Annotated in this window: 15 protein-coding genes; 4 read left to right on the plus strand and 11 right to left on the minus strand. The window is 55.6% G+C overall.

Going from position 1 to position 23,098, the window contains the following annotated elements; translation table 11 throughout:
* Positions 1-14: 14 nt before the first annotated feature.
* The 3 genes from CCHOA_RS08335 to guaB all read right to left on the minus strand — a co-directional run bounded on the left by CCHOA_RS08335 (position 15) and on the right by guaB (position 4,117).
* Positions 15-290, minus strand: a complete 276-nt coding sequence (locus CCHOA_RS08335; RefSeq protein WP_123929348.1) for a hypothetical protein — start codon at positions 288-290, stop codon at positions 15-17.
* 722 nt (positions 291-1,012) lie between these two features.
* The gene (locus tag CCHOA_RS08340) at positions 1,013-2,158 is read right to left on the minus strand and encodes a GuaB3 family IMP dehydrogenase-related protein (RefSeq protein WP_123929351.1); all 1,146 of its coding nucleotides are present in this window, start codon (positions 2,156-2,158) and stop codon (positions 1,013-1,015) included.
* 432 nt (positions 2,159-2,590) lie between these two features.
* Positions 2,591-4,117 (minus strand): IMP dehydrogenase, encoded by a 1,527-nt coding sequence (guaB, locus tag CCHOA_RS08345; protein ID WP_123929354.1) that lies wholly within the window; start codon positions 4,115-4,117, stop codon positions 2,591-2,593.
* A 433-nt stretch (positions 4,118-4,550) separates the two neighbouring features.
* Between guaB and CCHOA_RS08350 the strand changes: the two genes are divergently transcribed.
* Complete coding sequence (locus CCHOA_RS08350; RefSeq protein WP_245992121.1) at positions 4,551-4,931, plus strand: DUF5319 family protein; 381 nt, start codon at positions 4,551-4,553, stop codon at positions 4,929-4,931.
* A gap of 623 nt (positions 4,932-5,554) precedes the next feature.
* Here CCHOA_RS08350 and CCHOA_RS08355 read toward each other — a convergent pair.
* From CCHOA_RS08355 to groES, 4 genes are all read right to left on the minus strand, one after another.
* The gene (locus tag CCHOA_RS08355) at positions 5,555-6,595 is read right to left on the minus strand and encodes a hypothetical protein (protein ID WP_123929357.1); all 1,041 of its coding nucleotides are present in this window, start codon (positions 6,593-6,595) and stop codon (positions 5,555-5,557) included.
* Positions 6,595-7,161 carry a sigma-70 family RNA polymerase sigma factor gene (locus CCHOA_RS08360; protein WP_123929360.1) on the minus strand — a complete coding sequence of 189 codons (567 nt, stop codon included), beginning with the start codon at positions 7,159-7,161 and terminating at the stop codon, positions 6,595-6,597. The genes CCHOA_RS08355 and CCHOA_RS08360 overlap by 1 nt, the downstream gene beginning before the upstream one ends.
* Positions 7,162-7,678: 517 nt before the next feature.
* A complete protein-coding gene (groL, locus tag CCHOA_RS08365) occupies positions 7,679-9,292 on the minus strand; it encodes a chaperonin GroEL (RefSeq protein WP_123929363.1) in 1,614 nt (537 codons plus the stop codon).
* Positions 9,293-9,754: 462 nt separating this feature from the next.
* On the minus strand, positions 9,755-10,051 hold the full coding sequence (groES, locus tag CCHOA_RS10815) for a co-chaperone GroES (protein ID WP_123929366.1): 297 nt from the start codon (positions 10,049-10,051) through the stop codon (positions 9,755-9,757).
* Between the two features lie 854 nt (positions 10,052-10,905).
* Between groES and CCHOA_RS08375 the strand changes: the two genes are divergently transcribed.
* From CCHOA_RS08375 to CCHOA_RS08385, 3 genes are all read left to right on the plus strand, one after another.
* Positions 10,906-11,355 carry a DUF4190 domain-containing protein gene (locus CCHOA_RS08375; protein ID WP_123929370.1) on the plus strand — a complete coding sequence of 150 codons (450 nt, stop codon included), beginning with the start codon at positions 10,906-10,908 and terminating at the stop codon, positions 11,353-11,355.
* 1,106 nt (positions 11,356-12,461) lie between these two features.
* On the plus strand, positions 12,462-14,111 hold the full coding sequence (locus CCHOA_RS08380) for a sodium-dependent transporter (protein WP_123929373.1): 1,650 nt from the start codon (positions 12,462-12,464) through the stop codon (positions 14,109-14,111).
* A 75-nt stretch (positions 14,112-14,186) separates the two neighbouring features.
* Positions 14,187-14,360: a methionine/alanine import family NSS transporter small subunit gene (locus CCHOA_RS08385; RefSeq protein ID WP_123929376.1), complete on the plus strand. Its 174-nt coding sequence runs from the start codon at positions 14,187-14,189 to the stop codon at positions 14,358-14,360.
* 466 nt (positions 14,361-14,826) lie between these two features.
* On the opposite strand, the gene CCHOA_RS08390 is transcribed toward CCHOA_RS08385, so the two are convergent.
* The 4 genes from CCHOA_RS08390 to CCHOA_RS08405 form a co-directional block, all read right to left on the minus strand.
* Positions 14,827-15,303, minus strand: coding sequence for a GtrA family protein (locus CCHOA_RS08390; RefSeq protein WP_123929379.1), 477 nt, complete (start codon positions 15,301-15,303; stop codon positions 14,827-14,829).
* 210 nt (positions 15,304-15,513) lie between these two features.
* Entirely contained in the window at positions 15,514-16,563 is a 1,050-nt protein-coding gene (gene tsaD, locus CCHOA_RS08395) for a tRNA (adenosine(37)-N6)-threonylcarbamoyltransferase complex transferase subunit TsaD (RefSeq protein WP_123931095.1), read from the minus strand.
* Between the two features lie 324 nt (positions 16,564-16,887).
* Positions 16,888-17,388, minus strand: coding sequence for a ribosomal protein S18-alanine N-acetyltransferase (gene rimI / locus CCHOA_RS08400; RefSeq protein ID WP_245992122.1), 501 nt, complete (start codon positions 17,386-17,388; stop codon positions 16,888-16,890).
* A gap of 1,095 nt (positions 17,389-18,483) precedes the next feature.
* Positions 18,484-22,803, minus strand: a complete 4,320-nt coding sequence (locus CCHOA_RS08405) for a hypothetical protein (protein WP_123929382.1) — start codon at positions 22,801-22,803, stop codon at positions 18,484-18,486.
* Positions 22,804-23,098: the final 295 nt, after the last annotated feature.

Consider the following 23,098-nt stretch of genomic DNA (forward strand, 5'->3'; position numbering starts at 1 on the left):
CTATGGCGAAAAATCTAGTGGGATTGGGTGCGGAGGAAGGGGCAGCCGAAACGTTCAACAGCTAGCCAGCAGCGGCGGTTTTCCAGCAGGATTCGATCAGCCGCTAGCCGCTGTTGCTGTTTGGTGAGGGTAGGCCCTTTACCCGGTGGGGTGGACATGAGCATGGCGGTGAGGGAATCGTGTGATGGCCGTTGGCTGCTGGTGAGTTTGTTTGACCCTGCAATGGTGCCCACCGTTAACGCGGCAAGCGCGTAGAGTGTGTCGCTGCCTGAAGCTTTCGCTGCGTTCACGTTGTCGTCCGATCTGTTGCCGGGATGGCACTGCAATGAGTAAGCCGGATATGTTTCCAAGTGGTTGGTGAGTCACTGTGGGCGACTGCCAAGTGTCGTTGCCCTTGCAACGATGCCAGCCTGCTGATTCTTTTTTTCAGCCGCATGTGTGTCGGTGGGCGGTGGGAACATAGTGCCCATGGTTGTGTTTAGTATATGCCTTTCGGCGTTGCCTGTGCGGATACTTTTGCCGTCACCGGCGCAACCTATCGATTACTTGTGGGGCGTTGTTTGCTGTGGCGGTTCGCGGCTTTGCCTGCTGGCGTTGCTGGTTGCACCGCTTACCTGTCAAACGACCCTGAAAACTTCACTTTGTCTGGCAGGGCTCATTCCCCCAGATGTGGTGGGAACCTGAGGCTTTGTGTGTTTCGGGGGTGGACCCATTGCGGTGATGGTGGCTCGCCGAGCTTGGCTGATGTGATCGCTCCCGTCTTAGACGGGAATGCAGTGCCCGCGCAGCAGGGATGTCTCTCCTGGCAGTAAGTGGGCAGGAAAATCCGTGTATGGGTCAGGGTTTCTGTCTGCCAGCTTTTGCCACATCCCCGATACGGCAGATATCTGGGCAGGCTTTCACCTACAACGAAGACGCCAGGAGTTGAGCGGAGAGGCTCCGAAATCCTGGCGTCTTTGCTTCCATTCGCCGCGAAAACAGCAGCGAATGGAAGCGGTGTTGCGTGCAATATTTACCGGACAGCGAGCGCAACCTTTTGGAATTGTTTCACATCGGTGTAGCCACATTTCCCCATGGCGCGTTTCAGGGCGCCAACAAAGTTTTGGGTCCCGTCAGCAGCAGTGGATGGCCCATGCAGCAAGGTTTCCAACGTCACTGCACCATCGTCGATGCGCTCATCCCCAAACATGGCGGCCATGTGACCTTCCACCTCGAAGCGGGGGAACCGTGGATGAGCCGAAGCATGTGTCCAAAACGCCCCCTTGGCAGCTGCTTCCTCAGCGATCGCCAACGGCCGACCAAGCACCACAGCATCCGCCCCGCAGGCGATAGCTTTCACCACATCTGCCGAGGTGAACACTTCTTCACTGTCACAGATCACATGCACATAGCGGCCTGCGGTTTCATCCAAATAATCCCGCCGGGCAGCAGCAACATCAGCAATCGCGGTTGCCATCCCAACCCCGATCCCCATCGAAGCTGCTTGCAGGTTTTCGCCACCACCAACAATCACCCCAGCGGCACCAGTGCGCATCAGATGCAACGCAGTGGTGTAGTCATACACCCCACCGCAGATCACTGGCACATCCAAGGTGCCAATGAATTCCTTCAAGTTCAATGGCTGACCGTCGGTGGCAACATGCTCCGCGGAGATCACTGTGCCTTGGATAAATAAAATCTCGGCACCAGCTTTCACCACTACCGGGGCAAGCTCCCTGGCCTGCTGCGGGGTTACCCGTACCGCCACAGTCATACCGCTGTCCCGCATCTTTGCTATGCGTTCACTGATGAGTTCAACATTCAATGGTGCAGCGTGCAACTCCCGCAGTTTACGCATAGCAGCCTGCGGATCGGTGTTTGCGACATCAGCCAGTGCGGCGAGTTCTTCTTCAGCATTGGCATGCCGCCCCCATAAACCTTCCACATTCAGTGGGGCAAGCCCACCGAGGCGTTGAAATTCGGCGGCAAACGGAATATCGACGAGCGCATCCGTGGGGTGAGCAATGAGAGGAACATCAAAATGGTAGGCGTCAATATGCCAGGTCGTGTCCACATCCTTAGAGGATCGGGTGCGACGGGTGGGGACGATCGCAACATCAGCAAGCTCATAGTGTCGCAGCGCCTGCCGGCCCTGCCCGATTTCGACGTGTTCTCTCATGAGATATTCGCTCTTTTCCAACCTTCCCTACCGCCCCGTGTCGTGGCTACGAAGAGATGACAGGCAGCAGGAAATGTCAATATTGATGGTGTTCTCCGCAAACAAGCAAAGCCCATGCAGCAGATTGCAAGTTGCTGTGGTTTAGCCTAGCCGGAACCCAGGCGATTTTTCGAACGAGCTGGAAAAATACTTTTCCTCCGAAGCGTTTGCCACCAGTAGGTGGCGCCTGCGCTGCAGCAAACACACTCACCAAATCTGTGTTGAGAGCACCTCACCTTCCATCCGATAGTTGCGCAACAACCCAAATTCACCCCACCAGAGCAGCGCAATCGCCCACCAGGGAAATCAGCACAGCCCTGGCTGGGACATCGGTATCCCTGCCAGGGCTGTGATAACAAGCAGCACGATACGCTGTGCTGCTGAAGATATTGCTTAGCGCTGATAATAGTTCGGTGCTTCCACCGTCATTTGAATGTCATGCGGATGAGACTCACGCAAACCAGCGGCGGTAATCTGCACAAATTTTGCCTGCTGCAGTTCGGCAACGGTAGCCGATCCGGTGTAGCCCATTGCTGCCCGCAGACCACCAACAAGCTGGTGAGAGATTTGCTCCACGGAGCCCCGGAACGGAACCCGCCCCTCGATACCTTCCGGTACGAGTTTTTCTTCCGACTTCACATCAGCCTGGAAATAGCGATCTTTACTGAAGGATCGCTTTTCTCCGGACAGGCCACGCCCCTGCATAGCACCAAGCGAACCCATGCCGCGATACAGCTTGTACTGTTTACCGTTGACCACGACCGTTTCGCCGGGGGCTTCCGCGGTGCCCGCCAACAGGGAACCAAGCATCACAGTTGACGCGCCAGCTGCCAATGCTTTCGCAATATCTCCGGAGAACTGCATACCGCCATCGGCGATAATCGGCACCCCAGCTTTATGTGCTGGAACAGCAGCTTCCATAATCGCTGTGATCTGTGGGGCACCCACGCCGGCAACCACCCGGGTGGTACAGATCGAACCGGGACCAATACCCACCTTGATAGCGTCAGCACCAGCATCGATCATTGCCTGCGCCGCGGCACGGGTCGCCAAGTTACCGCCGATGACATCGACTTTGTCGCCAAAGTTCCGCTTCACCTGGGAGACTACTTCCAACACCCCGCGGTTGTGGGCGTGGGCGGTGTCCACCACAAGCACGTCAACACCTGCGTCGACCAGTGCACCGGCACGCTCGAACGAGCCTTCACCGGTGCCGATACCAGCACCAACAAGCAGCCGACCGGAGGCGTCCTTTGACGCATCCGGATATTGTTCGGTTTTCACGAAGTCTTTGACCGTAATCAGCCCGACCAGTCGGCCATCACTTGCCACGATCGGCAGCTTTTCCACTTTGTTCGCCGACAGCAACGCCAATGCGTCCTCTTTCGACACACCCTCTTCGGCCACCACCAGCGGCATTTTCGTCATGACTTCGCTGACTTTGCGCTCAAAATCAGGTTCAAAACGCATGTCGCGGTTGGTGCAAATACCCAGCAGTTTGCCATTGTCGTCAACAACCGGCAGGCCAGAGATCCGATATTTTGCACAGAGCGCATCAACTTCACCGATGGTTTGCTCTGGCCGGCAGGTCACCGGGTTGGTGACCATCCCTGATTCGGATCGTTTCACCAGTTCAACTTGGCCAGCTTGATCTTCGACGCTGAGGTTGCGGTGCAGCACACCCATGCCACCTTGCCGAGCCATCGCAATAGCCATACGCGCTTCGGTCACTGTGTCCATCGCCGCCGATACGAGCGGAATTTTCAAAGAAATATTGCGGGTGAGCTGTGTGGAGGTGTCCACATCGCTGGGGATAATATCGGAGGCATCCGGGATCAACAACACATCATCAAAAGTCAGCCCGACAAGGGCAACCTTTGTTGGATCATCGCCGCCGGTGGGAACAACATGCTCGGTCATAGGTAGAATCCAGGCTCCTTGGATGATGAACGGTGAGAGAATTTCACTACACTAGCAGCGTTGTCGCGGCTTAGGCCACCAGCAAAGCTGTGCCGTGCTGCAGCTGCGCGTAAGCCCCAGGCTATAGGGGTAGGTATGTCCCGTCCACCCTGGCGCTGTTGCAGCAGAGTTTTGTGCCGAGTGGTAACCATTGCAGCACTGCGGTGTTGCAGTGGGCGACAAACGCAAAGCCGCAGTTCACTGCTATTGTCGTCGCCCATCTAACGGGGGTGCTCAACACTGCAGCCGACCCTGTTTTGTGCACATGTGCGGGCACCACAGCCCACCTTTTAGGGGCTAGCGGCGGGAAAAATATGCCGGTGAAAAGCAGTCACTCACAGCACGGCTGACAATCGGGTTGCTAACGCTAGGCTGGCGCCATAATCTAGCAACTGTGGACTTCGAAGAAACTATGCCGCGCGATCCTTTTGCCGACGATCCCAACGATCCGGCATCCTTCCTTGAGGAGGAAGAGTTCGAGCCGCTCACTCCCGAAGAACGCGTCGCCGCAACGAACGATTTGATGTTGATGCGCCAGGCGCGTCGCCTACTCGTTCCCAAAGGCTGTTTAGGGATCTGCAGTTACTGTGATTCCTGCGAAGAACCCCACTATTACGATTGGGATATCATCATCGCCAATACTGAGGCATCCATCCGCGGGGAAGCACCGTTGGTGCATGAACCTTCCGCGGAACCGTTAGTGGAAGCGTATGCGCCGTGGGAATATTGCGTCGGCTATGTGGATGCTTGGAATGACGCAAACCGCCCGAGCTAGCGGTTTACGGCACTGCTGCCGAACACGATAAAAAACTCCACAGCACCATCGACACGGGCTTTTCGCCGCTTTCTGGCCGCGAACAGTCCGTGTCAGTCTATGCAAGCAAGCGCCAAAAAAGCTAGGTTTTTGCAAGGTCTCGGCAACTGCAGACCCGATTCCGGTCGATGCTTGGCATCCCTCGAGCACTCTGTGCTTTCCCCACTCCCCTCCTGCGTGTGGTGGCCTGCCGGCAGACGCTGCTGCCATTTGCCACGTCATTGGGGTTTCCGTCACTGTTGTGACCCCAACGTGCACAGTGACTGTCACAGGCTTATACTCCGCAGCGACAAACGGAACCAAATGTTCTTCCCCCTGCGCAGAGCGTGCCTTGAAACCGCAGCGAGCATATGACCAGGAACCGGCTTGTTCGCTGGCGGCACCTGGCGACACACTTATTGTGATTGCTGGGGGATATTGCCACCAGCTATGGGACAACCCAGCTACAGCCTTGTGCTGTAGCTGGGTTGGAAGTCAAAACACCATAACCGTCGCTGAGTCGTAAGCCTCGGCCGGCCCATGTGCTTATCACTTGCGGACAGTTGATAAGCATTCCCCGCAACATTGGCGGGTTATCGATCAAATTATTCAGCCGCGCTTGGCGCAGGAACTGCAGTGGTTGGTTGATCCACAGGATTTGCAGATTCGCTCACCGGTGCACCTTGCTCACCAGGTGGTGGTGCAACTGCAGATGTTGGTGTCGGAATAGGATCATTGACTGCAGTCGTTGGGGCAGGACGTTCATAGTCCGGAACCTCAACTGGGGTGGTGGAAGGTTTCGGCCGCGGGGAAACAGGCTGCGCCGGATTCACCGGCACAGCCGGAGTGACGGTCACCGTCTTGGTGACCTGTTCCTGTTCGGCGGGAACTTCTACAGTGGTGGTCACAGTCGTTGTGACCTCATTGGTTTTCGTCACCTGGGGCTGCGGTTTCACCGCGTCTTTCGACGCATTGACCTGTTCAGCGATTTCCCGCGCCTGCTCTAAAAGCTGCAGCGCACCCTCCACGTCACCGTTAGCATTGCGGTTCTCCGCTTCTTCCAGCGTCGCGGAAAGCTCAACGACAGCCGCATGAGAGCCAAACATTGCCTGGTGCAAACCCCACAACGGATCCCCTGGGGTGGCCTCGTGGACAACCGTTCCACCGCCGGCAATCACCAGTGTGGCTGCCGCTGCACCAATCAGACCAGGACCTAAAACACTGCGCTTGGTTTTCGCAGCAGCCCGCTCACGGAGCGAGACCACTGGAGCCACTGGAGCATCCGGGGCCACAGTGGGCTCCGAAGCATCCGTGGTGTCTGCTGCTGGCGGTAATGCCGAAACTTGTGGCAACACCGTCGTTGCAGCAAGATCAGCGGAATCATGCCCGACAGTGTTCAACGGTGTCCGCAGCTGCGGTGCCGGCGGTTGTGGACGGTACACGTCATCCCGCAACGCCAGCAGCAATCCAGCCACTGGATCATTACCGTCAGCAGGATCCTGCCCTGCCGCAAGCGCGTCTAACAGCAGATCGTCGGCCAATACTGCTTCCATGTCCAGTTCACTGCTGGTGTCAGGACGAAGGCCTGTCGACTCACCGAATTGGCGAGGTTCGCCACGGTGGCGACCTGCTCGATGCTCACCCATTAAAGCTCCTGACTGTCCACAAGTGTTCTCAACGACGAAAGTGCCCGATGCTGGGCAACCCGGACGGCACCGGGAGTTGAACCAACAATGGCGGCGGTTTCCTCAGCGGACAGTCCAACGAACACCCGCAGCACAATAATTTCGCGCGCCTTGTCACTGAGTGAATCGAGCAAAGCACGCACTCTGTTACTTCCATCTTCTACCAGCGCATATGCCTCGGGGGTGGCGGTGTCTGGTGATTCTGGAAGTTCATCGGTTGGGTGGGCTTTATCCCGACCGGCAAACCGGTGGGCATCAGCGACCTTATTGGAGGCAATCCCATACACAAAAGCCATAAACGGCCGCCCCCGATCGACATAATTTCCCACCGAGGTAGCCACTGCCAAACAGATTTCCTGCGCCACATCTTCCGGCGTGGGATGGCGTCCATTGCCGATGCGGGCTCTGGCATAGCGCAACACCAGCGGATGCACAATCTGCATGATCCGCTCTAGTGCGCGCTGATCTCCGCCGGCTGCAAGAGGTACAAGCTCGGCGAGTTCCCGCTCAAAATCGCTGGCACTCAAAAGTCGACCAATCCGTCCATGTTCGATAACGCGGTGTTTGCAGGCAGCAGCACGACCTCGACTGCATCATGTCAAACACCACAATGTTGCAAGCACAGTGTGTACTTTTTGCAGGTCAGCGCAAACACTACCAGTGCCGCAAACACACTATCTGCTGTGACAAGCGAACTAGCACCTGCTATCCAGCATATCTGTGACAACCACCTGTCATATTACGCCACAGCTTACACAGGCCACCTTCTCGCAGCTGTGCACGCCAATCTGGCAAGACAACCTGCGCAGCATCGTGGTAACAGCATCCGCCGGGGATGTTTCGTTATGTTCACACAACACTCCTGCTGCGGGATACAAATAGGTGCGCGCACCAGAAAACACCGCACATGGTGCATCGTTTCTGGTGCGCACACCACACTGGGTATCGCTACCACAGTGCAAGTTAGCTGCAGCGAAAACAAACCTTTAGTTCTAACACTGCCCTATTCGGCAGGTTGCACACGGTTGCCGCAGGCAACGTCACCTAGTGGCTGTGACCTGCAGCCGCCGCATCTTCTTCCTCGGCAGGCTTTTCCACCACAGAAGCTTCAGTAGTAAGGATCATCCGCGCCACTGAGGTTGCGTTGACAACCGCCGAATGGGTGACCTTCACCGGATCGATAATCCCTTGGGAAAGCAGATCACCATATTCCAAGGTGGCCGCGTTAAACCCGGAACCATTGTCCATGTCTTGGACACGTGCCACCACCACAGCACCGTCAATACCAGCGTTTTCTGCAATCCAGAAGCATGGTTTCACCAATGCCCGCGACAGTGCGCGCACACCGATTTTCGCGTCACCTTCGAAGTCTTCAGCAAACGTCTCCAGCTCGCCGGCAATTTGCGCCAACACTGCACCGCCACCGGCAATTACACCTTCTTGTGCGGCAGCCTTCGCAGCATTGATGGCATCTTCGACGCGCAGTTTCCGTTCCCCAACTTCGGTTTCGGTTGCTGCACCAACCTTGATAACAGCGATACCACCGGAAAGCTTCGCCAACCGTTCAGTGAGTTTTTCCTTATCCCAAGTGGAGTCAGTGTGCTCAATTTCACGGCGAATCTGTTCCCGCCGGGATTCCACAGCTTCCGCAGTCCCGGCACCATCGACAATCACGGTCGAATCTTTCGTGACAGTAATACGGCGCGCCGCACCGAACTGCTGCAAAGTGGCTTCCTTGAGATTAACTCCGACTTCCGGATCAATCACCGTAGCATCAGTAACTACCGCCAAATCATCCATAAAGGCTTTGCGACGATCGCCGAAATAGGGCGACTTCACGGCAACAACCTTCAGGGTTTTACGGATCGAGTTAACCACCAGCATTTGCAGCGGTTCACCCTCGATATCTTCGGCAACAATGAGCACCTGCTTGCCGGAATCAACGATTTTCTCCAGCACCGGCAGGAAGTCCGGCAGGGAGGAGATCTTGTTGCGCACCAGCAGCACCAGCGCATCGTCCAAGACAGCCTGCTGGGCATCGACGTCAGTGATGAAGTATGGGGAAAGGAAGCCCTTTTCGAAGGAGACACCTTCGGTGATATCGAGGGTGGTTTCCATCGACTGGGATTCTTCGACAGTCACTACTCCGTCACTGCCAACCTTGTCCATTGCACCGGCAACCATTTCCCCGATTTCTGGATCGCGGGAAGACACCGTGGCAACCTGGGCGATTTCGGTTGCGGAGGATACATCGGTTGCCCGCGCTACGAGCAGTTCAATAGTTTTCTCTGCGGCTGCAGCAATCCCCTTGTTGAGCTCGACAGGATTCGCTCCAGCGGCAACATTTTTCAAGCCTTCGTTTACTAATGCCTGCGCCAGCAAGGTAGCGGTGGTAGTGCCGTCACCGGCCGCATCATTGGTTTTCACCGCAACGGACTTCACCAGTTGCGCGCCCAGGTTCTCGAAAGGATCTTCCACATCGATTTCGCGGGCGATGGTCACCCCATCGTTGGTGACAGTAGGGCCACCAAACGGCTTGTCGAGGACAACATTGCGACCCCGTGGACCTAAGGTTACCTTTACCGCGTCAGCGAGCTTATCGACACCCGCCGCGATGCCCTTGCGGGCTTGTTCATCAAACGCAATCAGTTTTGCCATGGTGTGTGTTTCTTAACTTTCTTCTCACCATCACCGCTGTTTTTCGTATCGTTTCCAAGCGGCAACATTGGTGTTTTGTTCAGAGCTTTTAAGCGTTATTCGTTTTTTACTCAGGCCACAGCCGCGACTTGTTCGCCGGCCAGTGCGTGCCGGAGAAGTCTGCGGTTTCGCACACGCCGGGATGAATCCCACCGCTTCTTCTACCGGCGTCTTTCTTCGCACCCATCGCCAGTAACCAGCGGCTATAAACCCGCGACCAGTAGCCGGAGGCGGACGTGCGCTAGGGCTGCTGGTAGCTGGATAAAGCGGGCTAAGACTGAAAGATAACGAACCGGCCACCCCACCCCACCGAAAGATGCGGATGGGTGAGGTGGCCGGTGAAGCGTGCGGAGCGCCACAGCTTCAGTGGTACGCGTGTACTTTTACACAGTCAGCAGCGTCACGGACGAGCTGTGCCGCTGATTACGCGATGACCGCGAGAACGTCGCGCTGCGACAGGATGAGCAGCTCTTCGCCCTGGTACTTGATCTCGGTGCCGCCGTACTTCGAGAACACGACAACGTCGCCGACCTGTACATCCATCGGCACCCGCTGGCCATTGCTGTCGAAACGACCCTCACCAACAGCAACCACGGTTGCTTCCTGTGGCTTTTCCTTCGCGGAATCCGGGATAACCAGCCCAGAGGCGGTAGTGGTTTCAGCTTCGTTGATCTTGACAACGATGCGATCTTCAAGCGGCTTGATGTTGATATTCGCCACGGTAGTGATTCCTCCAGTGGATATGTTGTAAACCAAGAGCACGCTCAGCCAAGTAGAAGCTGACTGGTGCTCTTTGCTGCATTCTCGGCAAAGTTGTTGTCCTTGTGCGCAATCACTGCCTGCGTACCGCCCTGACCATGGAGCCGACCACACCGTTGGCCACATTGGGCGCAACGCGCTAGAAGGTCATCGCATCCAGCCACGAATACATGCATCACCATCGGCAACCAGCTACCAACAAACACCGTCGCGGGGTGTTCCTCAGCATGCTCGTCACCCATTTTGCCTTGCCAGCCCCACCAGCCTGCACAACCAGTGGTGAACAGGTGCCAGGGTGCAGTTATGGATGGCGCCATAACTACGAACCGGCAATGCAAGAAGTGCGACGCACAATGCGTGAACGTCATGAAGTTCAGCGATAAGTACGAAGGAAGTGCCATGCTGCACAACCTATTAGCACTCTACCCATGCAAGTGCCAGCGTTCAACACACCTTCCATGGTGTTCTCTGCCAGTGAACATCAACGATGAGAAAACCGGGAATATCCACCCGCAACCCGTGTCAAAACACATCCCAAACCTGCTGCGCAAGATGGTGAATCACTTCGCCGACTGTCCCCTGCAACACCCTGCAATAGACGAATCCTTACCAACCATTGGTGGGGTTGCCCATCCCCGCTAGTACTGGCAGGGGATAGCCTGGCTCCTTTATGCTGGTCTGCACAATCACATCGAAGTTCAAGGATGCTCAGCGTTCCGAGTGAGTATCCTTTGCTGCACGAGCTCACCGTCTCACCGTGCTGATCGTCGCAGCGCTTACGGTAAGCAATATTCTCTTCAATAAGGAGTACATCGATGACCACCCCTACCCCCGGCGCCCAGCCACAAGATCCCAACAATGCTTGGGCTGCCCCTGAACCAGCACCTGCTGCCCCCTACCCGCCAGCAGCGCTAGCACCGAAGAAGAACACCATCGCGTTGGTCGCCCTCATTGTCGGCATCATTGGTATCTTCACCGCCTTCCTCCCGATCGTGGCTGTTGCCGCCATCATTCTGGGGATTATCGGGCTGGTGAAAGCCAAACATTATTCCCCTGAATGGCGCCGCAAATGGATGGCTATCACCGGTATTGTGCTCGGCGTTATTGGCGTGGCTATTCCGCTCGTCTTTTGGCTGTGGTTCCAGCACTCGCAAGGCGACTTCATCAACGAAGTCGAAGCCTGCAATACGCTTGCCGATGAGACTGCCAAGCAGGAATGCATCCAAGAGGCAACCATGCGCTGGCAGGAAGAAAACTTCTCCTAAAACGAAGCCGGTTTCCACTTCGCACTACTGCACTACTGCGTGCCCACCACGCTAGGGATGCAAGCATAGCTACCGTAGCGAAGGTGCCGGCCTTCCCGGCAGGCACCTTTCGTTCCGTAACTCGTGCGAACCTCCCTGCAGACTTTTCGATTTCAGCGCAGCAGACCCGATGCGCCATCGACGCACACGTGCTCCGCAGCGCGCAGTACGATCCCACACCAAGCGGTACGATCCCGCACACCCGCCCTACAAACAATTGTTTTCAAGACGGGAGTCGCAATAGCACTGGGTGTTCTCCCGCCTCATCCCGGAAACCTGAAATAGTCTCGTAAATCCACCCCGCCTCCGGCAGCCCCGGACGGCGGGGTGGATTTGCGTCTGCACCACAAGAAACAACCACAAAGGCCGCATCAGCAGCAAGCAACCACCAAACGCCTACCAAGTAGTTGCCCACTAGGCCTGCTCACAGTGCCCGCGCGGCACCATATGCGCACTACCACATGAATGGCAACAGACACGGCTCCACAGCACCTCCAACCTGCAGACAGCTACAGCAGCAGCCGCCACCCCACCACCAAATCTCCCACCCATACAGTCACGGTGGCGCAACACTGGAATGAAAAGATATCCGACAAGATGAGTATTACATGGCACCGCACCCCTGCCGTGTCCACTTCCTGGGAACCCTAACCCCACCTGCAGTTTTCTCACAGGCTTCACTCAGGTAAGCTACTGCCCCGAACGTTTTCCCTAATCTGCAGCAACACAGATTTCACATCGTCTTGCCTGATGATCATCCTTTTCACACCAAGGTTGAACCACAGACAGCATGGTGCGTGAGCACACGGTGTTTTCAAGGATCAGTGCTGCAGGGCAGGAAAGTTATTTTTTACCAACCAGTTTCCTTGAATCTTCAACTATCGCCGCACATATTTGGCGGCGCAGTGGAAGGTTCAACGAGCACAACAACACATGCGGCATCTCGTCGGTATAGACAACACAACCACACCGCAACGTCTTTTGGGGCATTCTCGCAAAGGACGCGGCGCTGTGGCGTGCAATCTGTCACTGATCGTCGAGCGCTGCACGCAAGAGGAGCACATCTTATGAGTACAGCCCAACAGGGCAGGCGGGAAGTTTTCGCCGGACGATCCATGTTCGTCTTTGCCGCTATCGGCTCGGCAATTGGCCTCGGCAATATTTGGCGTTTCCCTTATGTCTCCTACGACAATGGTGGCGGCGCATTCCTATTCCCCTATGTCATTGCCCTGCTCACCGCCGGGGTTCCCGTGCTAATCCTCGACTATGTGCTTGGCCACCGCTTCCGCGGATCCGCGCCACTGGTTTGGCGCCGAGTATCGGCGAAAACTGAAGCGATCGGCTGGGTGCAGGTCGGCATCACCTACATTATTGCCATTTATTACTGTGTGATTTTGGCCTGGGCTGCCATGTACACCTGGTATTCCATCAAGTTGAGCTGGGGTGAAGATCCACAGGCCTTCTTCCTGGAAGAATTTCTGCACGCCGACAACGAGTCCCTCAATTCCACAACGATTATTTGGCCAATCGCCATTGTGCTGTTAGTGGTGTGGCTGGCACTGACTGCGGTAATGACACTCGGGATCCGCAAAGGCATGGGTGGCCTGTCCTCAATTTTCGTGCCGATCCTGATTTTACTGTTCCTTATTCTGGTGGTTCGTGCATTGTTCCTGCCTGGCGCAGCCACTGGTTTGCAGGCGTTCTTCAGCCCCGACTGGTCAGCACTCACCCAACCAAGTGTGTGGATGGCCGCCTACGGGCAGATCTTTTACTCCCTTGCAATCGCCTTCGGCATCATGATGACCCAAGCATCCTATTTGAAGCGGCGCTCGAATCTATCAGGGCTGGGCGCTGTGGTTGGCCTGTCGAACTCGGCGTTTGAGGTGTTGGCTGGTATTGGTGTGTTTGCCACCCTCGGGTTTATGGCTGCGGCGCAAGGTGTTGGTGTCGATGAAGTGGTCTCCTCCGGTATCGGGCTTGCCTTTATCGCCTTCCCCACGATTATCAACGCGATGCCAGGTGGGCCGTTGTTTGGCATTTTGTTCTTTGGTTCGCTGTTTATTGCCGGTTTCACTTCGCTGGTCACCATTGTTGAAGTGGTTGTGTCCGCGGTGCAGGACAAATTCGCAATGGCCCGCCGTCGCGCGGCGATTCTAGTGTGCACCGCCTGCGCTATTCCGTCGCTGGCCTTTTTCCCAGTGACAACCGGTTTGGCCACGTTGGATATTGTTGACAAGTTCGTCAACGTGGTCGGCATTGTCTTTATCGCACTGACTTCGATTCTCGTCGCCGGATGGGTGCTGGGTCGTTTCCCTGAACTGCGGGCACACGTCAACGCCGTCAGTTCCCTGCCGTTAGGGGTGTGGTGGGACTTCTCGTTGAAGATTCTCACCCCCATTGTGCTGGGCACTACCTTCATCCTGGAGACACGATCACTCATTGTTGACGGTTACGAAGGCTACTCGATGTCGAAGATCACCGTGTTTGGCTGGTCGCTCGCTATATTCCTCTATGGCGGTGCCGCGTTGATGTCGAAGATCAGCTGGCCGGCGACCACTATTGTGGACGGGCCACCAAATGGCGACTTCGGTGTGCCACTTACCGGTCGTGGCGCCCCCTTCGGCGGTCATCTTGATAACCCCGCTGAGACTGCAAACCAGCGCCGCGCCCGGCTCGGTGTCGGCAGCGATCTCCACGGGGAGATGCCCGAAGCCTAGTCATCGGCTTGGATCACACTAGACCGTATCTTTTTGCCGGGCTTTTCTCGGCTTGTTGTTGGAAGGAACCAACATATGACCACCACCACTCTCATCATCATGGTGTTGTATCTCGCTGTTGTGTGGGGGCTGCTCGCACTAGCCACCTATCATCTCTCGCGCACCAACGACGACACCTGCGGCACCTTAGGGACGCAAAACCTTGACGATATGCCGCAGTACACAACCCCAGCTGTAGTATCCCGCTAACGCTTTCCTTAGCTCCGCTGCCAAGCGGCCTCCCACGCCACAGCAAGCCGACAAGGTTCGCTGTACCAACGATAAAGCAGGAAACGCTAGCACACCGGCTGTTTACAGCACCCCATCGGCACGCAGACATGTCGCCGACGATATGTTCATGCTGTGCGGCGCCAGTACAAGCTGGCGCGCAAACCATACGCCACCGCCACTTTCGCACAGGGATACTTTTTGTACCCCAAAGCGACAGTGACGGTGGCGTTGCTATTCGATCCCTCACGGCTTCGCTTGCGCTGCGCGGATCCATATTCTCCGCAGGTTCAGGGAATTGTTATTCGCTGCCAGCGAATAACACCACCGGGCGAGCAACGGCCGAACGCCTGAAGAAGGTAGCTGCTAGGTGATGGTTCACCAGGCACCCCGGAAACCCACAACAGATAGTGATCCGGCAGTGCAAGCAGCAGAGCACTATCGCAAACTAGCTGTGCGCAGGCTTCGGCTGAGCCTTGCCAGCCTGAAACACCCACAGATTCTGTAGGAGAAAATTCGTAATCGTCGCAACAGCCTGGCTGGCCACCCACGACCAGGTGTACAAATATGGCAGCTGCGGCACACCATGGCGAACAGCAGCATCAACGAGCACCGCTAGACAGAAACACACCACATATGACACAGCGGCACGGGACTTTTCCTTCGCCGACCGATCACCGCTGAAAGTGAAGAAACTGTTGAGATAATAGGCCACGGTTGACCCGACAATATAGCTTCCTCCACGGGCAACAAAGGGCGGCACTCCTAAAGCCAACATGACAAACCGGGAACCGTAGTCGCAGACTGCACCGACAACCCCAACCAGTGTGAAGTTGACAATTTTCCGAACCAGCGTCCGCGGAATTCGGCCAAAGTAATATTCCGGCACCGAATCAGGTGCAGTCGACAATGTGGAATGTGCCATGGTGTTTTCTACCATTCTGAACAAAAGAGGAAACCGGGGTGATGCCGGCGATCGTGTGTAATTGGCAAACTACTGCGGCTGTGCACACCAGTGCACCGCATAACCGCCAGCAAGGAAGATACCAGCTTCGCCAGTGCACCGGCATGCTGTCAGCCTTGAGACCAAACCCTGCAGAAAAACTGTCTAGTACGCAGCGCTACACAGATAACCCTACGAGTTTGCTGCGGTCACCAACGGAATCTCCACCTCTAGGGAGGGATCGCAACCGACCGTCAGCGGTGAAGGACCATATCCTTGGGCGATAAGATGCGCTGCCAACGCGGCAATCATCACCCCGTTGTCGGTACACAGCCGCAGATCAGGAACCTGCAACGAAATCCCTGCACTGGTACAGCGTGCCTGAGCCAACTCCCGCAGCCGAGAATTCGCAGCCACTCCCCCACCGAGCAGCAGCACAGGGGCGCCCACATCCTGGCAGGCTCGCACCGCTTTTTTCGTCAACACGTCCACCACCGCTTCCTGGAATGAGGCACACACATCCTCGACCACTATGGTGGTTCCTTCGCGTTCCGCTGCTTCAACATAGCGGGCAACCGCTGTTTTCAACCCGGAGAAAGAAAAATCATATGCCTGATCGGCGCGTTTCATCAGTCCACGGGGAAAAGCGATCGCCTTCGGATTGCCGTGTTTAGCAAGACGGTCAATAACCGGCCCACCCGGATACCCAAGCTCAAGCAGCCGCGCCACTTTGTCATAGGCTTCCCCCGCAGCATCGTCCAAGGTTGCGCCGAGCTCTTTCATCGGTTTACCGATACCGTGCACTTCTAAAAGTTGGGTATGTCCACCGCTCACCAGCAGCGCTACTGCATGCGGTAAATCTGGTACACCGGCAAGTGTCGCCACCGCAACATGTCCACCCAAATGATTCACCCCATAGAAATCGACCCCCCACGCGGCCGCATAGGCCTTAGCTGCGGAAGCACCTACCAGTAGCGCCCCAGCCAAGCCGGGGCCGACGGTAGCGGCAACAACATCTGGTCGACGAATACCAGCTTCATCTAATGCTTGCCGCATCACCGGCCCGATTGCCTCCAAGTGCGCCCGAGAAGCAATCTCGGGAACAACTCCGCCGAACCGGGCGTGCTGCTCCATCGACGATGCGACACAATCGGCCAGAATCTCCAGCTGCGGACCTTCATCAGCCATGGAAAGTCGAATAATGCCTACACCTGTTTCATCACACGAGCTTTCCACACCCATGATGATCTTCGACTCACCAACGCGACTATCGATAAGCGATGCAGGCACAACAACTCCATAAGGCTAAGAATCAACAATGCAACAGTCCGCAGCGGCATCAACCTCGGTGTTACCAGCTAGGTTCAGAAGCAAGGTAAACAGCAGTGTGCAATATTGACAGGATAAGAAAGCAACCCTTGTAGCCTACCCGCAAAGACTACTGGTGAACAGCAAGGAGACCACCGTGCAGTTCGCGATCAAATCCAACTACCTGGAAGCATCCAGACCGTCGCGAACTCCCGAATTCAGCAGCCGCACACCCATCCAGCCGTACTGTTTGTTCAACTAGCTCACTGATGGTTGCCGAAGCATGACAAACGCATCGGCACCGGAAGGTTGATAATACTGTTTCCGCAGCCCTACCTCGACGAAACCACGACTCTCATAGAGTCGAATAGCAGTTACATTATCTGTGCGGACTTCAAGCAGAAACGGTGCGTGGTGCCGATCCACAAACTCGACTGCCGTATCAAGGAGCAGTTTGCCGAGTCCTTGCCCTTGCTCAGAGGGATCTACACCGATGGTAAGCAGTTCAAATTCGGCATCTTCAACTGTGCCCCGCAAGGCGATAAGGCAATATCCAACTAGCACATTGTCAGTGTTGACCACCCCGAATGCGCGTGTGAAAGGGCTGGCGAGCTCAGCAGCAAAGATTGCCTCACTCCACGGCGAATCCGTTGGAAATAGCACCTGCTCGAGTTCTGCAAGCCTGGGCAGATCTGCAGGAACAAGGTCGCGTAACTGTGCCATAAAGGTCACCGTGCTGCTTTCGAAAAAGATAGCCACGACATCATTGCGTGTTGCGTGGCGGCGGGTTGGCCATCTGCGCCATTGTAGCCGGCATTGTCATCAAACAACGTGACCCGGCACTGTTGGTCTATCTCCCCACCCGTGTGGGGAATTGGGCGTTTGGTAACCAGCTTCAATCGCCTTGAAAATTACCATCAGCTAGCTTCAGCTCGCTTTGGCAAAATGTTCTTTGTTCCAACGAGAACTTGCTCTTACCACAGGGACGGCTGCTTGCTTGCGGCTGACTATTCACGTCACCTTATTCTCATACTGCGAGGAATCTTCTGAATCAGGTTCAAGCATCACTCGCAGCCACCAACGACAAGAACCCCGTCACAACCAACATGACGGGGTTCTTGGAGCAGGGCGACGACTGCAGCTTTGATAAAGAAAGCTTCTCTCACGAAGCTGGGAAGGATAACGCGAGAGCGGCTTGTGCTGCTGTCTTTTCACTTATCAATCGCCCGCTAGTTCGCTGCGGGCCGAATAGTTCGGAAGGGAGGCCTAACAGCAGCGAACAGATCCGGGACAGCACGATCGGGAACTTTTCGGGAAGGAATCGTAAAAGCGCCCGATTCCCGGATGTTGCTGGCACAGGCTAGAGATAACTTCGAAGAGCATCTCTGTTAATGAATATCCCGGCCAGCAAGCTATGTAGCTCTGTTTTCCTGTAACAACTTCCAAACCGGCGAAAGCCGGTGACTGCTAGAGAATAGCCGTTGAAAAGATACAACGATCGATTGATTGCACAGTCGTGGCTGATGAGCTTCCGATCCGGTTAGCGTGGTGCAATCACCAGATCATTGCAACGCTTTACGAGGCGAATCGGAACTCCAGGAGCGTTCCAGATACCTAGAGTTCGGATCGGCATTGTGTAGCAGAAGAATGAATTCTTCCGGTCTGGACTGCTGTACCTGGTTTCCTTCGCACCACCGTAAAAGAGGTAATGCTTGGGGAAAGAAACTCGCACAAACTTCAGACCACATGGTTATGAAGTTTTCGGGGTAGCCCTCGGTGGGATCCGGTTAGGAGGCGGATCCCACCGCCGGTGGCGTCCTAGCGGCCGCCACCGTGTGCTACTCATCCTGTTGATTAGCGCTGAGTACGGTAACCCATGTTCCAGGCTGCACTGGCGATGAAGTCAGCCATGTTGCGTGGCCAACCCTGTGCGACCAGCTGGTCACGCAGTGGTTCATCGATGCCGCCACCGAGGATGATCGCGCCACCGAAACCAGTCTGGTGGTTAGCAGCGAATCCGATGACTGCGGACAGTGCACCAAGAGCCAACAGGATCGGGATGATACCTGCGCCGGAGGATCCGGAGGAGATGGTGTCGATGTTCACTACACCAGAGGAGAGGCCACGGCCTGCACCATTTTGATCTTCCTCGCCTGGCTTTGGCTTGGTGTTCTCTTTTGCCTCGGTGTCATCGAGATCAGCCTTGCCGTTTTCGGCATTGGTGTAGCCGTCCGTGATGCCAGGATTCGCGAGACCATCGCCATCAGTATCGGTGGCGGTCGAAGGAACGTTTGACTCTTCACGGTTGCTCTTACCGTCTTGGTCGAAGTCCTCCTTACCGTCATTGATTCCGTTGTTGTCGGAATCCTTGTCGTAAGGATCAGATCCGATTGCCTTCTCGTCGTCGTTATTCACGCCGTCGTTGTCAGCATCAGGATCGTTCTTGTTCAGTTTGCCGTCACCGTCGAAGTCGTCGTCACCACCGGTCTTGTCTGGTCGGTGATCTTCACCGTTGCCACCAGGCTTTTTACCAGGGAATTCAGGGTCAATCAGATCGGCTTTATTGTTCTTATTCTCATCGGTGATACCGGTATCGCCGAGGCCGTCACCGTTGTTGTCAGCGACCTTGCCGCTAGGAACCTCCGACTCATAGGCATTGTTGTATCCATCACCGTCGGAATCTTCCGAGCCATCGCGGATACCATCTTTGTCAGTATCAGGCTCGAGCGGATCCAGACCGGCAGCGATTTCGTCATCATTGCTGACTCCGTCGTTATCGGCATCCGGATCTTGTGCATTTGGAATACCGTCGTGATCGCGATCCCCTTCAGGGCTCTTCGGATCGATCTCAGAGCCACCGTTTCCGTTATTGCCGCCAGTGGAACCAGATCCCGGATAGTCAGGATCGTTGAGGTCAGCTTTACCGTTGTTGTTCTTATCGGTGATCCCGGTGTCGGCGATCCCGTCACCATCAACGTCGGTTACCGAACCCGATGGAACTTCCGACTCTTTGGCGTTGCTAACGCCGTCGTTGTCTTCGTCCTCATCGCCATCAAGGATGCCGTTGTTGTTTGAGTCTGGGTTCAATGGATCCAGACCAGCTTTGATCTCGTCAGTGTTGCTGACGCCATCGTTATCTGCGTCAGGATCGGTTGCATCTGGCTGACCGTCACCATCAGTATCGGTACCATCCCCGGTGTTTCCACCGGAAGTACCAGGATATTCATCATCGACGAGGTCAGCTTCTTTGTTTCCGTTCTTGTCGGTGATGCCAGTATCGGCAAGACCGTCGCCATCAACGTCGGTTACCGAACCCGATGGAACTTCCGACTCTTTGGCGTTGCTAACGCCGTCGTTGTCTTCGTCCTCATCGCCGTCACTGATTCCGTCGTTGTCCGAATCATTGTCGAACGGATCCAGGCCAGCAGCTTTCTCGTCGTCGTTATTTACGCCGTCGTTGTCTGCATCCGGATCATTCTTATTCAGGATGCCGTCACCGTCAAAGTCATCATCGCCACCGGTCTTGTCATCGTTGTGATCACCCTTTTGAGGATATTCATCATCGATGAGGTCAGCTTCTTTGTTTCCGTTCTTGTCGGTGATGCCAGGATCGGCAAGACCGTCGCCATCCTTATCAGTCACAGGACGTTGCGGAATGACTGACTCTTCAGCATTTGTGACTTCATCACCGTCGGCATCCTCATTGCCGTCAGGAGTACCGTTGTCGTCAGTATCCGTGTCGAACGGATCCAGACCAGCAGCTTTCTCGTCGTCGTTATTTACGCCGTCGTCGTCAGCATCCGGATCATTCTTATTCAGGATGCCGTCACCGTCAAAGTCATCATCGCCACCGGTCTTGTCATCGTTGTGATCACCCTTGTGAGGATATTCATCATCGATGAGGTCAGCTTCTTTGTTTCCGTTCTTGTCGGTGATGCCAGTATCGGCAAGACCGTCGCCATCAACGTCGGTTACCGAACCCGATGGGACTTCCGACTCTTTGGCGTTGCTAACGCCGTCGTTGTCTTCGTCCTCATCGCCGTCACTGATTCCGTCGTTGTCCGAATCATTGTCGAACGGATCCAGGCCAGCAGCTTTCTCGTCGTCGTTATTTACGCCGTCGTTGTCTGCATCCGGATCATTCTTATTCAGGATGCCGTCACCGTCGAAGTCATCATCGCCACCGGTCTTGTCATCATTGTGATCACCAGTTTCGACCGAACCGCCGGCTTCGGTACCGTTTTCGTTTTCGGTCGGCTCCTTAGGGCCATTGCCGTCTGGATCGGTGGTACCGGGCTTGTAGCCGTCACCACCGACGGTGCCGTCGCCACCGTCGTTTTTGGCATCTTTGTTTACGCGACCTGGAATGGTCGTGATGATGGTGTCGCCATCTTTAAAGTTGCGAACAAAGTTGATGACGGCCTTGCCGTTTTCAACGGTGTACTCAAAGTCGACACCCGGGATCAGCGAATTGCCGTTCTGCGTGATGTTTGGAGTTGCGTTGTCAGTGAACGGAGCGTCCGGATCTTCGTTGATAGTGATGCTCGGGCGGCTCACGTTACCTTCAGTGACCTTGGAGGTGGCCTTGTAGGTAACAGGAGCACCGTCCTTTAAGTTCTTTCCAGCAACAGATTTACCGTCCGCCCCAAGAATTTCAACGTTGGTGTTGATCTTGCCGTTGAACTCTGGCACTTCGGTGCTTGCGCGCTCGATCGAACCCCAGTCAGCGCTCGAGGTACCCAGCGGAAGTGCAACTTGACGGTCACCTTCGGTGTAGTAGAAGGACATCTGAACTGGTGCCTTGTTCAGTGCACGAGCCATGGTGTCTGGGTCAGCACTTGCTTCATCGACAGGGATGTCAGCAATGGTTGCCGAGTTAAACGGCGCGGATGCAACTGGGTTGATGTACTGGTTAGCGTTTGCCTGTACCCAGTTTTGGTGGTTGTCCGGGTTATCTGGGGAGATCCAGACATCGCCGTTTTTATCAAACTTGCTGACAGGCACGAGCACTGGAGCCTCGAACGGGCCGTGGTTTTCAGCGTCGATGTACGCCATGGCCTGCCACACTGTGATGTTCTCTGCAGTGACGTGCTTCAGGATTTCCGGATCAATGTGCAGCTTCAAGCGGTAAGGCTTGGCCTTCTGGGTGAACCCAACACTAATCGTGTTATACGAGTAACCAGCATGTGGCTGCAATTGCATCGCACGAACCACAGTGGTGCCCGCGTCAGCAGCAGCTTGTTGCTTGGCGCCGGTCGCAACCTGATTACCTTCAGACTGCTTCAGGTTCAGCGTAGTGTTAGCCTTCAACCAGTCGGTCCAGCTACGAGAGTCATCCGACGGAAGTTCAGCAGTGGTGAGGTCAACGACGGTACCCGAGGATGGGCTTTCGGCGAGCACTGCCTTCTTACGACGCAGGAACCAATCGTCGTAGTTGTTTTGCCAACGAGCGTAAGCGTTGAAGGAAGAGCCCTCTTCCTTGATGATCTCCTCAATCGGCTTATCCAGCTGCACGATTGTTTCGCCAACCAGGTTGTAGTTTTCAACCGGAACGTCGGTGAACACACCCCAGTTACCGGAAAGCGCCTTGCGTTCGAAGACATCAGCACCGGTAGCCGGAATAAGCGCCGACTTCGCATCGTTGAGCACGCGCCACACGGTGCCATCGCCTTGTGCGTATGGATCCTCGTCGCCCTTCTGTGCACCGGTGACCAGGTTGATGTGCCCCTTCATACCGGGGACAACCTTTTCAGCGTAGCGGGTGTACCGGACGGTCGGCGAAGCTTGCCCCTTGTCCTGTGCCATCACGGAGATCCCGGTGATGTGCTTTGCCAATGCCGGATCGAACTTCAGGTAGATCCACTCTTGGCGGGGCGAAAGCGATGCACGGTAGAGGAGGTTCAGTTTGAATGCGGTCGGAGTCACCGTACCGGCGTATTCAACACCGGTCTGCACGATGATGCCTTCTTTACCAGCCGACCAGGTGTCGTAGCCCTTAGGGAAGGGCCATGCAGAGTTGTTCAGCGCTTCAGCACTTGCGACAGGTGCAGCAGTGAATGGGGTGTCCACCGCGTGTACCACTGGCATTGCCAGGGCGACGGAGCACACAGCGGCAATCATCCGAGTGCGGCTGCGGCTTGAAAACAGGCCAACTTTTTTGTGGCTCTTGCTCATAACTTTCGTTCCTTCCAATGATCTGCGCACGCTTGTTCACGACGCAGGCGTTCGCCGGGGCTCCCATGCACCGACGAAAAGTACTTCCTTCAAGCGGCTCCCAAGCCCTTGATCGGAAGTGTTTTCAGCTATTGAAGTAGCAGGGCTTCCACCTCCTGCTCTTCGCAGTAACACCAACGAGGGCGTCTGAGAAATAATGTGCCTCACAGACAAATCGAGGTAAAGAATCAGTTGTTTACTAGACGAACTAATACCTCCGCCGAAGCTATGGCTCTTCCGCCAACGGGTTGCCCTA

It is taken from the genome of Corynebacterium choanae, from assembly GCF_003813965.1.
GTDB lineage: Bacteria > Actinomycetota > Actinomycetes > Mycobacteriales > Mycobacteriaceae > Corynebacterium > Corynebacterium choanae.